12 protein-coding genes are annotated in these 13,293 nt (G+C 42.8%); 11 read left to right on the top strand and 1 reads right to left on the bottom strand.

From position 1 onward, the window contains the following. Positions 1-72 precede the first annotated feature (72 nt). The 8 genes from BLQ81_RS07970 (at position 73) to BLQ81_RS07935 (ending at position 5,676) form a co-directional block, all read left to right on the top strand. On the top strand, positions 73-483 hold the full coding sequence (locus tag BLQ81_RS07970) for a Na+/H+ antiporter subunit B (RefSeq protein WP_092729424.1): 411 nt from the start codon (positions 73-75) through the stop codon (positions 481-483). A gap of 2 nt (positions 484-485) precedes the next feature. Then, positions 486-839, top strand: a complete 354-nt coding sequence (locus BLQ81_RS07965) for a Na+/H+ antiporter subunit C (RefSeq protein ID WP_092729423.1) — start codon at positions 486-488, stop codon at positions 837-839. After that, entirely contained in the window at positions 836-2,353 is a 1,518-nt protein-coding gene (locus BLQ81_RS07960) for a proton-conducting transporter transmembrane domain-containing protein (protein WP_092729422.1), read from the top strand. Before BLQ81_RS07965 ends, BLQ81_RS07960 begins: the two co-directional genes overlap by 4 nt. A 1-nt stretch (position 2,354) precedes the next feature. Continuing rightward, positions 2,355-2,831, top strand: coding sequence for a Na+/H+ antiporter subunit E (locus BLQ81_RS07955; protein WP_092729421.1), 477 nt, complete (start codon positions 2,355-2,357; stop codon positions 2,829-2,831). Further along, positions 2,828-3,100: a cation:proton antiporter gene (locus BLQ81_RS07950; protein ID WP_092729420.1), complete on the top strand. Its 273-nt coding sequence runs from the start codon at positions 2,828-2,830 to the stop codon at positions 3,098-3,100. Before BLQ81_RS07955 ends, BLQ81_RS07950 begins: the two co-directional genes overlap by 4 nt. After that, the gene (gene mnhG / locus BLQ81_RS07945) at positions 3,093-3,452 is read left to right on the top strand and encodes a monovalent cation/H(+) antiporter subunit G (RefSeq protein ID WP_092729419.1); all 360 of its coding nucleotides are present in this window, start codon (positions 3,093-3,095) and stop codon (positions 3,450-3,452) included. The genes BLQ81_RS07950 and mnhG overlap by 8 nt, the downstream gene beginning before the upstream one ends. Before the next feature lie 138 nt (positions 3,453-3,590). Then, complete coding sequence (locus tag BLQ81_RS07940; RefSeq protein WP_092729418.1) at positions 3,591-4,448, top strand: alpha/beta hydrolase; 858 nt, start codon at positions 3,591-3,593, stop codon at positions 4,446-4,448. Between the two features lie 85 nt (positions 4,449-4,533). Continuing rightward, entirely contained in the window at positions 4,534-5,676 is a 1,143-nt protein-coding gene (locus BLQ81_RS07935) for a 1-acyl-sn-glycerol-3-phosphate acyltransferase (RefSeq protein WP_092729417.1), read from the top strand. Positions 5,677-5,844: 168 nt separating this feature from the next. Here BLQ81_RS07935 and BLQ81_RS07930 read toward each other — a convergent pair whose 3' ends face one another. Next, positions 5,845-7,107, bottom strand: a complete 1,263-nt coding sequence (locus BLQ81_RS07930; protein WP_092729416.1) for a GAF domain-containing sensor histidine kinase — start codon at positions 7,105-7,107, stop codon at positions 5,845-5,847. A gap of 137 nt (positions 7,108-7,244) precedes the next feature. Between BLQ81_RS07930 and BLQ81_RS07925 the strand changes: the two genes are divergently transcribed. The 3 genes from BLQ81_RS07925 (at position 7,245) to BLQ81_RS07915 (ending at position 13,290) form a co-directional block, all read left to right on the top strand. Continuing rightward, positions 7,245-7,817: a peptidylprolyl isomerase gene (locus tag BLQ81_RS07925; protein WP_092729415.1), complete on the top strand. Its 573-nt coding sequence runs from the start codon at positions 7,245-7,247 to the stop codon at positions 7,815-7,817. Further along, a complete protein-coding gene (locus tag BLQ81_RS07920) occupies positions 7,814-8,884 on the top strand; it encodes a Gfo/Idh/MocA family oxidoreductase (RefSeq protein WP_092729414.1) in 1,071 nt (356 codons plus the stop codon). Before BLQ81_RS07925 ends, BLQ81_RS07920 begins: the two co-directional genes overlap by 4 nt. A 74-nt stretch (positions 8,885-8,958) precedes the next feature. Beyond that, on the top strand, positions 8,959-13,290 hold the full coding sequence (locus BLQ81_RS07915) for a PAS domain-containing protein (RefSeq protein WP_092729413.1): 4,332 nt from the start codon (positions 8,959-8,961) through the stop codon (positions 13,288-13,290). Positions 13,291-13,293: the final 3 nt, after the last annotated feature.

Here is a 13,293-nt window from a genome sequence, read left to right as displayed (position 1 = left end):
CGACTCCCCGCCACGGCGGGCAAGCTGCTCAGGGTGACACGAAAGAATCCGATAACCAGTTATGCAAACGCCATGAAGACTCTTATTTTAAGGACAGCATCCAATTACCTTTTGCCGCTCTTGCTGTTATTTTCTGTTTTCATTCTCCTGAGAGGGCATTACCTTCCTGGAGGTGGCTTCATCGGTGGACTGATTGCTTCCATTGCCTTTGTTTTACATGCTTTTGCAAATGGACTGGAAAACACCAAATCGCTCCTCAGAACACACCCGGGATTTTTGATGCCTGTAGGACTTACGCTGGCGGTGATAAGTGGGCTCGCCCCAGGTATATTTGGCCTTCCATTCATGACTGGACTTTGGTATGACGAGGCGATCCCTGTAATAGGAATGATCGGAAGTGCGCTGTTTTTTGATATCGGAGTGTACCTCGTGGTCATAGGAGTCACGCTCACCATTATTTTCACCATATCTGAATCTGCTTAAAAATGGAAATCCTACTTGCTTTGATGACTGGGGTACTCTACGCCGCCGGGATTTACATGATTCTAAGGCGAAGTTTAGTCAAACTCATTCTTGGCCTGATTTTATTGGGCAACGGCGTTAATCTTTTGATTTTCCTCCTGGGAGGAATCACCAAAGGCAAACCTCCTGTCATACCCGATGGCCCCGCTGTTTTAGGAGAAGTATTTGCAGCACCACTTCCCCAAGCCTTGATTTTAACTGCCATTGTCATCAGTTTTGGTCTTCAATCCTTTGCCATTGTACTGATCAAGCGGGCATATAAAGTGGTCAAAACAGACGATCTAGACGAAATGAATACAACCGACGAAAACGCGTGAGTTCATACTTAGTTATAGCACCCATCCTTCTTCAGTTTCTAATCTCCGTGATGCTCATTTTTCTGTGGAAGAAAGTCATGGCCCAGCGGATCCTGAGCATTATCGGCAGCTCTATAGCCCTGATTTTTTCTATTGTGCTTTTTAGTCTGGTGTGGCAAAATGGAACCATGGTCATTCAGGCTGGCAATTGGGAAGCACCCTATGGCATTACAATGGTTTCAGATACTTTGTCTGCCACACTGGTACTACTTACCGGGATTTTGGGTTTGGCCATTTCCGTTTTCGCCGCGGGATCGATTGTCAATGCAAGGGCAAGATTTGGGTTCTTTCCCATTCTCCATTTTCTGTTTATGGGACTTTGCGGATCCTTTTTGGCCGGTGACATTTTCAATCTCTATGTTTGGTTTGAAATCATCATCATCAGTTCTTTTGTTTTACTCACCATCGGAGGTGAAAAAGCACAAATCGAAGGCGCAGTAAAATACTTTACCCTGAATATTCTTGCATCCGTGATATTCCTCACCGCAATCGCGGTACTCTACGGAATTACCGGCACCTTAAACATGGCCGATCTTTCACTAAAAATCGCTGCGATCGAAGACAAAACACTCGTCAACATCTGTGCGATGATCTTCTTTGTGGGATTTGGGATAAAATCAGCGGTGTTCCCCCTTTATTTTTGGTTGCCAGCCTCTTACCATACTCCTCCGCATGCTGTGGCGGCAATTTTTGGTGGCTTGCTGACGAAAGTGGGAGTATATGCCATGATCCGGGTTTTTACTTTGATTTTCACGCTCGATCCCTTTCTGGAAAATGTCCTGATGGGCGTGGCTATGCTCACACTTTTCAGTGGAGCGGTGGGTGCTTTGGTTCAGCGCAATCTTCAGAAAATATTCTCCTACCTCATCATCTGCCATATCGGATTCATGGTAGCAGGACTGGGAATGGGTTCCACACTAGCGCTCACAGGAGCTATATTTTACATGATTCACGACATTGTGGTCAAGGCAAATCTCTTCATGGTCGGCGGTCTGCTCTATCGGATCAATGGGACGAGTAATATCAAGCGTATGGGAGAAATGTATGCCCGCTATCCGCTCTTGAGTTTGTTGATGACTGTGCCCTTGTTTTCCTTGGTGGGGATCCCTCCCCTTTCCGGCTTTTGGCCTAAGCTCTCCCTGATAATGGGAGGTTTGGAAACCGGGAATTATGTATTGATCGGCTTCATTCTATTTGGCAGCTTTATGACGCTGTTAATTATCGCCAAAGTTTGGGCGGAGGTATTTTGGAAGAAAAAAGAAGTGACAAATCCTCCAGCAAATTTTAGGTTTTTCGAAGCGCATACTCAGCGCGAAAAGATTCTAATTTTAATTCCAATAATTTTTCTCAGCATACTTTCGCTGGGGATTGGTTTTGGGGCTGGGCCTATCCAGGCACTTTCAGAACGAATCAGTGGAGAACTCAGCGATGTAAGTACTTATATTACAATAGTCTTGGGAGAAAAATCAAACTGACATGAGGACACCTTTTCTGATGAACCTACTTTTGACCTTCGTGTGGTTAGCCCTCAGTGGGAATTTCTCCCTGGCAAATACCCTGTTTGGATTTCTGATGAGTTTTGCGATCATGTGGATCATCAGCCTGAATTCAGAAAACAGAAAATACTTCAGGATAGCCCCCAAAACGATCGGCTTTGTGTTTTTCTTTCTGGCCGAATTAACCAAAGCCAACATTCAGGTCGCCATCGAGGTGATGACTCCCAAAAGCACCATGAAACCCGGCATAGTCAGATATCCGCTGGAGGCCAAATCGGATTTTGAAATCACCCTCCTGGCAAATTTGATTTCACTCACTCCCGGCACCTGCAGCCTGGATGTATCGACAGACCGAAAAGTATTGTACATCCATGCGATGTATATTGGTGACAAAGAAAAATTTATTCGAGACATCCAAAATGGATTCGAACGAAGGTTATTAGCCATATTGAGATGATTTACACCTATTTATATTATGTCATATTGCCTATTCTGACCCTTTCGGTAATCCTGATTTTTTACAGGTTTCTCAAAGGGCCAAGTATCTCCGACCGGGTGATTGCGCTGGATCTCCTGATCACCACCGGAATCGGTATAATCGCGGTTTACAGCATTATCGTAAACCAATCTACATTTCTTGATATCGCCATGATTCTTGCGTTGATCGCATTCCTTAGCACCGTGGCATTTTCCTACTACCTCGAAAAAAAACGGAACAATGAATGAAATAATCATATTACTCCTGATGAGCCTTGGCTCAGTGTTCGTTCTTTTGGCAGCCATTGGACTTGTTCGGATGCCCGACCTTTACCTTCGGATCTCCGTCACCACTAAAGCTGCGACTCTGGGCATAGGATTGATTCTGGCTTCGGCAGCAGTTTATTTTCAGGAAACTTCTGTCAGTACCCGGATTTTAGCCATAATTTTCTTTATCCTACTGACTGCACCTGTAGGGGCACATTTATTGGGCCGAGCTTCTTACATCACGGGTGTGCCCCTATGGAAAAAGTCCGTCTTAGACGAACTTAAGGGAAAGTATAAGAAAACAGATCATTCGCTCAGCAGCAATGAAAAGTGAAAGAATCTCCTTTACTTTTCATTGATTGAATAAATGCAGATTTGTAAAATCACGATGCCACTCGCTTTGATCGATAGGCTTTTTATCACATAACCGGAAAAAATTTAAGATTTCCCGATCCATCCAAACCCAACACCCATGAAGATCCGTCTCAGTTTACTCCTCTTCCTTTTTCCGATTTTGGTTTTCTCGCAAGGGAAAACAGACACCATTCAGGTCTACAGCCCGGCAATGAAGAAGCATCTGAAAGCTGCTGTTACGACTCCCTCTTCCTATCAAAAAAGCACTGGGAAATACCCTGTGATTTACCTGCTTCATGGCGGAAGCGGCGCGTTCAGTGACTGGCATCGAAATGTAAGCGAACCCGGGGTCGTAGGGCGAATGGCAGAGGAATATAACCTGATCATCGTGACACCGGGGGTAGGACCTGCCAGTTATTATTACGACAGCCCCATGCTGGACTCAGTCAGATATGAGACCTACATTACTTCCGAGCTGATTCCTCATATTGACAAAAATTTCAGAACCTTGGCAAAAAGGGAATCCCGGGCCATTACCGGGCTATCGATGGGAGGCCATGGTGCGATCACTCTTTCAGCAAAACACCCGGAATTATTTATTGCTGCCGGCAGTATGAGCGGGGTAATGAATATCGATACGCGAATGTGGAAAGTGCCTGCCGAATTCAGAACACTCCGGCTGCAGGGGCAAAAAGATATGCTCGGACAAGACCTAAACTACGATGGGCCAGAATTCAGTACCTTTACCGCAGTCGGCTTAGTAGACCGAATGAAAGCCAATGGTTTGGCGCTGATCCTTGACTGCGGTGTAGATGATTTCCTGATCGAAACCAATCGGCAAATCCACCAACTGCTTCTGGAAAATGGCACTCCACATGAATACATTGAGCGGCCAGGAGCACATACTTGGCCCTATTGGACAGAGGCCTTACCCGTTCATCTTTTGTTCTTTGATCGATATCTAAAGCGGGAATAAATACCCGAAACAAGGACCTATCCGGGTAATTTCACTTCAATTATTCAGCTAATTTTTGCTTTTTGCGAAAGCATAATCCCCCACTATGTCCAAATTTGATCCCATAAGACCTTTTTATGAAGCCGAAGCCAATGCGGCGATTCGTCAGATCATTGACGATCCGATGTTGGAGGCCATGATGAATTTCACTTTCCCCAATGACAATCCATCTCACTGGAAAGACCTGATGCGACACACCCACTCGCTGCGGGATTTCCAGATTAATTTTATTTATCCTGCCTTGATGATGGTATTGGAGAAAAGCTCCGATGGATTGACTACCGGAGGCTTTGAAGCCCTTGAACCCAATACGGCCTATTTGTTTGTTTCCAATCACCGGGACATCATCCTGGACACTTCTTTGTTAAATGCCTGCATTTATGAAAAAGGCTTGGTCATGACTACTTCGGCAATTGGAGATAATTTGATCAAAAAACCTTTCCTTCACATGCTTTCCCGCCTCAATCGAAATTTTGCGATTCGAAGGGGATTAACCGGCCGGGCTCTTTTTGAAAGTTCCCTGATGGTATCCGAATATATCCGCAAGTCTTTGCTAAATGAAAATCGTTCGGTATGGACTGCCCAACGGGAAGGCAGAACCAAAGACGGAAATGACGTCACCCAAAAGGGTGTTCTCAAGATGCTAACCCTGGCTGAGGATGTTGATAATCCCTTTGGATTTTTTGAGAAAATAAGGCTGGTTCCGGTATCCATATCTTATGAATATGACCCAACAGATATCCTGAAGATGCCAGAACTTTTGGCAAAATCCAGAGATGAAAAATACATCAAGCACGAAAATGAGGACTTTGTCAACCTTCTTCGGGGACTTTTGGGGACAAAAAAGCGAATCCACATTCAGGTAAATGGAGTAATCGATCAGGAGATTAAAGCAATCTCGGCATTGGAAATCTCCCAATCCGAAAAGCTATCACAATTGGCATCGCTCATCGATGTTAAAATCTGGGGCGGTTACAAGCTCTGGCCGAGTAATTATATCGCTCATGACTTGCTCTACGGCAGTGATAATTTTTCGAGCTATTATACAAAAGATGAAAAAGAGGCTTTCGAAAAACGCCTGCTTGGAAAAGTTGATACCAGTAATCCGGTTTTGGTAAAAAGCTTCCTATCTATGTATGCCTACCCGGTAGACAACAGTCTAAAGGCAAAGGAATTGGATAAAAAATAGGCTGTTTCAAAAGGACTGTAGGTGTCAGCCTGACACTTCGACTCCAGTCACTCTGAGCGGAGTCGAAGGGTCAGTGTGACAGAAGTTGAAGGCCATTTACAGTGAATATACCAACATTTCGAACTTCGCAAATCAAGTTGCTCAGGTGCTCAATGTAACAAACACCAGTTATGAGACAGCATCCATTGGAATTATCAGTTCAAATTCAGTCCCATCGCCAAGGTTAGAATTAACCAGAAGTCGGCCTTTCAGCCCTTTGACAAGGTGCTGAACCAAGTTTAGACCAAATCCGAAGCCTTTTTCTCCGGATGTGCCATTAGAGGATGTGGTTCCGCCTTTAAGAATTTCATCAATTTTTTCAGGAGTAATCCCGACACCGGTATCCTTGACTTTGAATTGGAGGATTTTCTGCTGATCCAAGACCTCCATATCCAACGTGACCTCAATTTTGCCTTCAGCCGGGGTAAACTTAATCGAGTTTGATATCAGGTTACCAAGAATCTGGAGGATTTTGTTTTTTGGGAATGGGATTTCGGCAAACGGAGGGCTAGCCTTAACTTCAAGGATCACTTTCTTGGACATGGCTTGCGGATTAAACATGTCTTCCAATTTTGATTTAAGAGTAGAAAGTGTAAACTCATGATCCTTGGGGACTCTTTTTGATGAATCGCTTGATTCAAAGTTTTGAGATAAGATCTCATCCGCAAGTTCCAAAACAGATTTACCGCTTTTTTGGATCAAAGCAATAAACTCCAAAACCTCCTCCAGCTTGTTACTGTTGCCTTGCATTTGGATTATCTCAGCCAGTCCGATGATTCCTCCAATTGGCCCGCGAATATCATGAGCTACTCTGTTTTTGATAGAGTTTGTTTCCTGAACGGTCTTTTTGAGATTGGCAACTGCATGATGAATCTTGATTCTATTAACCACCTCACCTGCGATGATTTCCAACATTTCCTTCTTCTCCGCGCTCAGGCTTTTGTAGTCATCATGTAGTACGCATAGTGCGCCTAAGACTACATCCTCGTCCACTTTTAGAGGTACACCGTAATAGTACTTTAAGTGAGGCGCGTCAGTGACATAAAACCGATCTTTGAATCGTTCATCCTTTGACAAATCATTCACTTCAAATCCACCGGAGTTTTCTTCCATGATGGTGTACTGACAGACCGACTCTTCTCTTGGCATCTGTTGAAGTTCAATCCCATAACTTGAGGCACTCCATTGGGTAAAGGAATCAATTAGATTGATCAATGAAATAGAAGTACCGGCAACTTTAGCCGCCAACTTTGTCCAATCTGCGAAGGACTTATTCAAATCCAGGTAATCCAGATCCAAATCACTGAGCGCTATCAGACGCTTCATTTCATTTGCCGGAATTGGGGGATTTTGGTCAATTTCTACTGATAAAAATGATTTATCCTGATCCATAAGTTTAGGGTGTTTAAACAAAAGAAGCCACAAATATTTAATTCGAGCCTTCCCAAAACTTATTATTTTCACCATAGTAATCACTTCCTTACTATTGTATATTAAGTGCAGTTTTAAAAGGTAAAATCAAAACCAATATGATACCCATCCTATATTTTCAGCTAATTTTTCTCTTGTTTCAATCCAATGAGCTTATTCCTATCGGTAAAATAGCTACACCCTTAGGAGAAATTTTGATCATTTTGGACGATCGAACTCCAAACCATAAAGCGAGTTTTATCCAGTTGGCGCAGGCGGGATATTGGGATTCTTTGACTTTCAACCGAGTCATCCCAAACTTTGTCGCCCAAGGCGGTTGCCCTGATACTCCCGAGGGGTTTTCTGATCCGGAGTATCTTTTGGAACCGGAATTTCATCCGGAATTGACTCATGTCTACGGCGCTGTGGGTGCTGGACGAGATGATAATCCGGGAAAACTGTCGGCAAGATGTCAGTTTTACATCGTTCAAAATCCTAAAGGACTTCACAGGCTTGATGGAGATTACACTGTCTTTGGCCAAGTAATCAAAGGAATGGAGGTAATAAATCAAATCGTACAGGTAAAAAGAGATGAATCCGATACTCCCGATATTCCAATTTCTATGACTGTAGAAATTATATATCTTAGTCAGTCAGATTATAATCAACTCACCCTGAATCCTATTAAATGAAATCCATCAAAATCCTAGTCGTAGGCTGCGGTAATATGGGTGCCTCCCATGCCACTGCTTATCATCACATGTCTGAATTTGAAATCTGCGGATTAGTAGCCAGAGGTGACAGCAAAATCAATTTAAATACCAAGCTGCAAGCAGACTATCCACTTTTTGAAGATTTTGATCAAGCCTTGACCACTACTAAACCGGATGCGGTATGTATCTCCACTTACCCTGATACCCATGAGGAATTTGCGCTAAAAGCACTGGAAGCTGGTTGTCATATTTTCATCGAAAAACCGCTGGCGGATACGGTTTTGGGTTGTGAAAAAATCATCTCCAAAGCACATCAAACAGGAAAAAAGGTAGTCGTCGGCTACATCCTTAGACATCATCCCTCCTGGATGAGATTCATCGAGGAAGCACAAAAAATGGGTAAGCCGCTGGTCATGCGGATGAATCTCAATCAGCAAAGCCAGGGATACATGTGGGATGTGCATCGGAACCTGATGAAATCACTGAGTCCGATCGTGGATTGTGGAGTCCATTACATTGATGTGATGTGTCAGATGACTAGATCTAAGCCTATTTGGGTTTCGGCCATCGGTGCTAGACTGACAGATGACATAGCCATTGACAACTACAATTACGGGCAGCTTCAAATCAGGTTTGAGGATGGATCGGTAGGATGGTATGAAGCGGGATGGGGTCCGATGATTTCTGAAACCGCCTTCTTCATAAAGGATGTATTCGGGCCAAAGGGATCCGTATCAATAGTAGCCAAAGATGCCGGTGCATCCGGGAAATCAGATCACGTAGACAGCCATACTAAAACTGAATCAATTCGGGTGCACCATGCAGACATTGATGCTAAAAATAATTTTATTAGAAAAGACGAATGGATCGATATGGCAGACGAACCTGATCATCAGCAGCTTTGTGACCGGGAGCAGCAGTATTTTCTAATGGCAATCCAAGAGAATTTAGATCTTACGGATCACATGAATGATGCGCTGAATAGCCTTAGAATTGCCTTCGCCTGTGATGATTCAGTGAAAACCGGAGAGGTAGTGCGGTTGTAGATTTACAGAATAGTGCACTTGGGAGGTAGTCAGATTCAAATAATCTATATTCAGCAGCTTAAATTGATCGCTCTATGGGTACAAATCCCAAATCAATAGAACCACTTAATTTTAAATCTACCGTAGAAACTTTAGAGAAAACCAAAGCTGTTCTAAAGCAAATAGAGTTGCTGGGAAATATTGGACATTGGGAAGCTAATCTCATCACTGACCAATGCAATTTTTCAGAAGGCTTATTCAAAATTTTAGGATTAGATCCCGAGCGCGTAGTCCCATCGATCCTACTTGGACTTTCGATTGTCCATCCCGAAGACAGGGAAAGCGCAACGGCACACCTTCAAAAATCGATAGATACCGGCGCGCCCTACAAAGTTGAAAAAAGAATCATCCGTCCCAATGGAGAAATCAGGTTCGTTATCTCCGAAGGTACAGTCGACTTGGATGAATTTGGGAAACCTCATCGGATTTTTGGAGTTTTCAAAGATGTCACCGACCAAAAACTCAGGGAAGAAGAGCTCAAAAACACAACTATTCATCTGGAAAATATCCTGAATACTACTCAGGATCTAATAATAATAGCAGAAGAGGATGGGCCTTTTCTTAAAGTATCAAAATCAAGTGAAAAAATCCTGGGATATCCATCTGAAGAGCTGATCGGGAAATCATTTAGGAATATGATTCATCCGGATGACTTTCCAGCCACCATCAAAAACAGAGAACTAATTTTAGCAGGTTTTCCCTCGTCTGATTTTAGAAACCGGTACTTCAAAAAAGATGGATCTGTCATCACGCTAAACTGGTCAGCCGCTCTGGATAAGACCACCAAAACAATTTTTGGGATAGCACGGGATATCACCTCAATACTACAAACCCAGGAAAACTTAAGGCAAGACCGCCAAAAACTTGCCATAGTTCTCGACTCTTCTCCTGAAGTAATTTGGGCCCTCGACAGGGATTATACCTTGATCACAGCCAACAATCAATTCCTAAATGCGATGAAGGAAATTGGAGATTGGGACTTAAAACCCGGTGATAATCTTATTTATTCTACACCATTACCCAATTCATTTATAGATGAATGGAAATCATACTATGATCGGGCCTTTACCGGCGAGAATTTTTCAATCATTCGAAAAGTCACCCTGCAAAAAAAAGATGCCTACCAAGAGGTCCACTTTAAGCCCATTTTTGAAAAAGGTCAGGTAATCGCCTTGGGATGCTACTCAAAAGACATCACACAGCGAAAAAAAGAAGAATTAAGGATATCAGAATTAGCCAAAAGATTAATATTGGCTCAGAAAATCGGAAAGCTGGGCTATTGGGAATTTGATATTGATACTGAATCCATTTATTGGTCAGACGAGGTTTTTGAAATTTGGGGACTGGAGAAAAACGATATCCAGCCTAATTTTGAATTGTTTTTCAATACATTTCATCCGGAGGATAAGGCAGAATTTATTTTAAATCACACCAATGCACTTGCTGGTATCGCACCTCTCGACGCAATTCATAGGATCATCTTACCTACGGGACAAATCAAATACGTACATGAGAAGGGTGAATTAGAAAAAGATCCGGACACTGATAAAACATATTTCAGAGGTACTGTTCAGGATATTACCACAGAAAAAATCTTCGAAAAGGAGCTAATCCAAAGAAACCAATTTATAGAATCAGCCCTCCATAATCTGCCGTCAGGTATTGCTGTAAATAAAATAAGTACAGGAGAGGCTACTTATATCAATCCCGCATTTTCAGAAATCTACGGTTGGCCTGTAGAGGTAATGAACAATGTAGCAACCTTTTTCGAAAAGATATACCCTGACCGAAGCTACATCACTTCCCGGATTATTTCAGATATCCAAAGTGGAGATCCTGAGCGAATGAGTTGGGAAAATATTCCCATCGTGACACAAAGCGGTGAAGAACGAATCGTGACGGCCAGAAATATCCCCCTTCCCGACCAGGACTTGATGATCTCTACCGTGGTAGATGAGACAGATACCTATTGGGCAAATCATCGCTTGCGGATCAGCAATGAGCGATTCCATCTCGCAACTCAAGCGGTATCCGATGCCATTTGGGATTGGGATATACCTAAGGGTTACATCTTTTGGGGAAAGGGCTACCACCGCTTGTTTGGCTACCCAGCCGATATGGAAAGCGTCTCTCCTGACCTTTGGAAAGAAAAAATTCATCCCGATGACTTTGAAGATATTTGGAATTGTATAATCGCTACCAGAACTGACAAGTCAAAAAATAGATGGTTGGGGGAATATCGATTCCAAAAATATGATGGAACCTATGCATTCGTCAAGGAAAACACCGTAATCATTCGGGACGAAAATGGCAGCCCCATTCGGATGGTAGGTGCTTTGGAGGATATCAGTCTGGAAAAAGAAAAAGAACTGGAACTCCAGAAAAAGACTGACCTAATTGCTGCTACTTCTCAAATTGTTCAGGATTTTTTGGAAATAGAAGATTGGCAAGAACTGATGGATCCCGCTCTCAAATTAATGGGGGAAATAACAGAAGTGGATCGGGTTTATTTCTTCAAAAACTTCTTCGATCCAACGACAGGAGAATTATTTAGTCAACAAACCAACGAATGGACAAATGGAAAGGTAGCCTCTGAACTTTCAAATCCGGCACTGCAATCTATTCCACTCAAGGACCATCCACTTTCAGTTCAAACAGCCTTAAATGGGAAACCTTTTTCGATCCTCACCCACGAAGCTGAAGGCCCGACGCGGGAAATTCTGGAAGCGCAAGGAATAAAATCTCTTTTGCTCATGCCCATCCTGATGGAGAACAATTTCTTTGGATTCATTGGGTTTGACGATTGTACAAATCCCAAAATATGGACAGAAGATGAAATCAGTTTCTTGGCCTCTGTGACCACGAATTTGTCTTTTGCCATTGAGCGAAAGCAAAATTTGGATAAAATTAGCGGAGCTTTCGAATCCCGAGATTCCCTTTTAGAGAGTATCGGAGATTCCTTCTACGCTTTTGATAAAAACTACATCGTCACTTATTGGAACAACGAGGTAGAGAAACTGACAGGAATCAAGCGGGAAGAAATTATCGGCAAAAGCTTGTGGGATTTTGTTGGTATTGTAGACACTGAGTTTAAGAAATCTTATGAAAACGCATTTCTTGAAGGTAAACCCCAATATTTTGAAACGTTTGATCCATGGCTAAAAGCCTGGTTGGAAGTGACTGTGTATCCCTCAAACGGAGGGCTGTCTGTCATCATTAAGGACATCTCCTCCAAAAAAGAGTCGGAAAGACAAATTCATGAGTTTAACGAACGTTTTAGACTTATTTCACAGGCCTCCCATGATGCGATCTACGACTGGAATATTGAAACGGGGGAACATTATTGGGGTGAAGGCTTTAATTTCCTGTTTGAAGAGGAAGTTTCAGGGATTCACGACAGTTACCTCACATGGGAAGTAAACATTCATCCCGAAGACAGAGAAAGGGTAATATCCCATTATCTGGAAGTCTTGGCTAGTGCGTCAAATAACCTCTTTGAATCAGAATATCGGTTCTTAAGAAAGGGAGGAGAGGTTCTTAGCCTGCTGGACAGAGGAACCATCATCCGAGATTCGAATGGAAAAGCAATCCGGGTAGTTGGCGCAATCCAAAACATCACTCCCCGAAAAGAATACGAAGAATCACTCAGAAAACTGAACGAGGAACTGGCAATCTCTAATCGCGAACTGGGACTTTCCAACAAAGAACTGGAACAATTTGCTTATGTGGCTTCACACGATCTTCAGGAGCCACTTCGAATGATTTCAAGCTTTCTCGGACTCATCGAGCGGCGCTACGCCGGAGTTTTAGACGAAAAAGGGTTACAATACATTGGCTTTGCTGTAGATGGTGCAAGGAGGATGAAAAATATTATTTTGGATTTATTGGAGTTTTCCAGAATTGGAAATATCCATGAGGCCAAAAAAACAATCAAAACTTCGGAATTGTTAACAGAAGTGCTCCTCCTTAACAATAAATTGATCCATGAGAAACAAGCCATTATTCATGTGGGAGAACTCCCGGATATTGTTGGCCACGCCAGTCCAATTATACAGGTTTTTCAAAACCTGATCGTCAATGGACTCAAATATCAACCTCTTGGACAGGTTCCTGAAATCTGGATCGAAGGCCAAGAAAATGAATACGAGTGGCTATTTTCTGTCAAAGACAATGGGATCGGAATTGACCCTGAGTTTAAAGAGAAAATTTTTGTCATTTTCCAGCGGCTTCATCAAAAAGATCAATATTCAGGTTCAGGGATTGGATTAGCGATCTGTAAAAAGATTGTGGAATTCCACGGTGGGAAAATATGGGTTGAATCTTCAATTGGAGCCGGAAGCAATTTTTTCTTTACTCTTAAAAAATAGCCT

The organism is Algoriphagus alkaliphilus (assembly GCF_900103735.1).
GTDB lineage: Bacteria > Bacteroidota > Bacteroidia > Cytophagales > Cyclobacteriaceae > Algoriphagus > Algoriphagus alkaliphilus.
This window is presented reverse-complemented; position numbering and strand designations above follow the sequence as displayed.

What these genes read in the sequence shown, in the direction of transcription:
- BLQ81_RS07970 (WP_092729424.1), top strand. Translation starts at nt 73, where the DNA reads ATGAAGACTCTTATTTTAAGGACAGCATCCAATTACCTTTTGCCGCTC.
- BLQ81_RS07965 (WP_092729423.1), top strand. Translation starts at nt 486, where the DNA reads ATGGAAATCCTACTTGCTTTGATGACTGGGGTACTCTACGCCGCCGGG.
- BLQ81_RS07955 (WP_092729421.1), top strand. Translation starts at nt 2,355, where the DNA reads ATGAGGACACCTTTTCTGATGAACCTACTTTTGACCTTCGTGTGGTTA.
- BLQ81_RS07950 (WP_092729420.1), top strand. Translation starts at nt 2,828, where the DNA reads ATGATTTACACCTATTTATATTATGTCATATTGCCTATTCTGACCCTT.
- mnhG (WP_092729419.1), top strand. Translation starts at nt 3,093, where the DNA reads ATGAATGAAATAATCATATTACTCCTGATGAGCCTTGGCTCAGTGTTC.
- BLQ81_RS07940 (WP_092729418.1), top strand. Translation starts at nt 3,591, where the DNA reads ATGAAGATCCGTCTCAGTTTACTCCTCTTCCTTTTTCCGATTTTGGTT.
- BLQ81_RS07935 (WP_092729417.1), top strand. Translation starts at nt 4,534, where the DNA reads ATGTCCAAATTTGATCCCATAAGACCTTTTTATGAAGCCGAAGCCAAT.
- BLQ81_RS07930 (WP_092729416.1), bottom strand. Translation starts at nt 7,107, where the DNA reads ATGGATCAGGATAAATCATTTTTATCAGTAGAAATTGACCAAAATCCC.
- BLQ81_RS07925 (WP_092729415.1), top strand. Translation starts at nt 7,245, where the DNA reads ATGATACCCATCCTATATTTTCAGCTAATTTTTCTCTTGTTTCAATCC.
- BLQ81_RS07920 (WP_092729414.1), top strand. Translation starts at nt 7,814, where the DNA reads ATGAAATCCATCAAAATCCTAGTCGTAGGCTGCGGTAATATGGGTGCC.
- BLQ81_RS07915 (WP_092729413.1), top strand. Translation starts at nt 8,959, where the DNA reads ATGGGTACAAATCCCAAATCAATAGAACCACTTAATTTTAAATCTACC.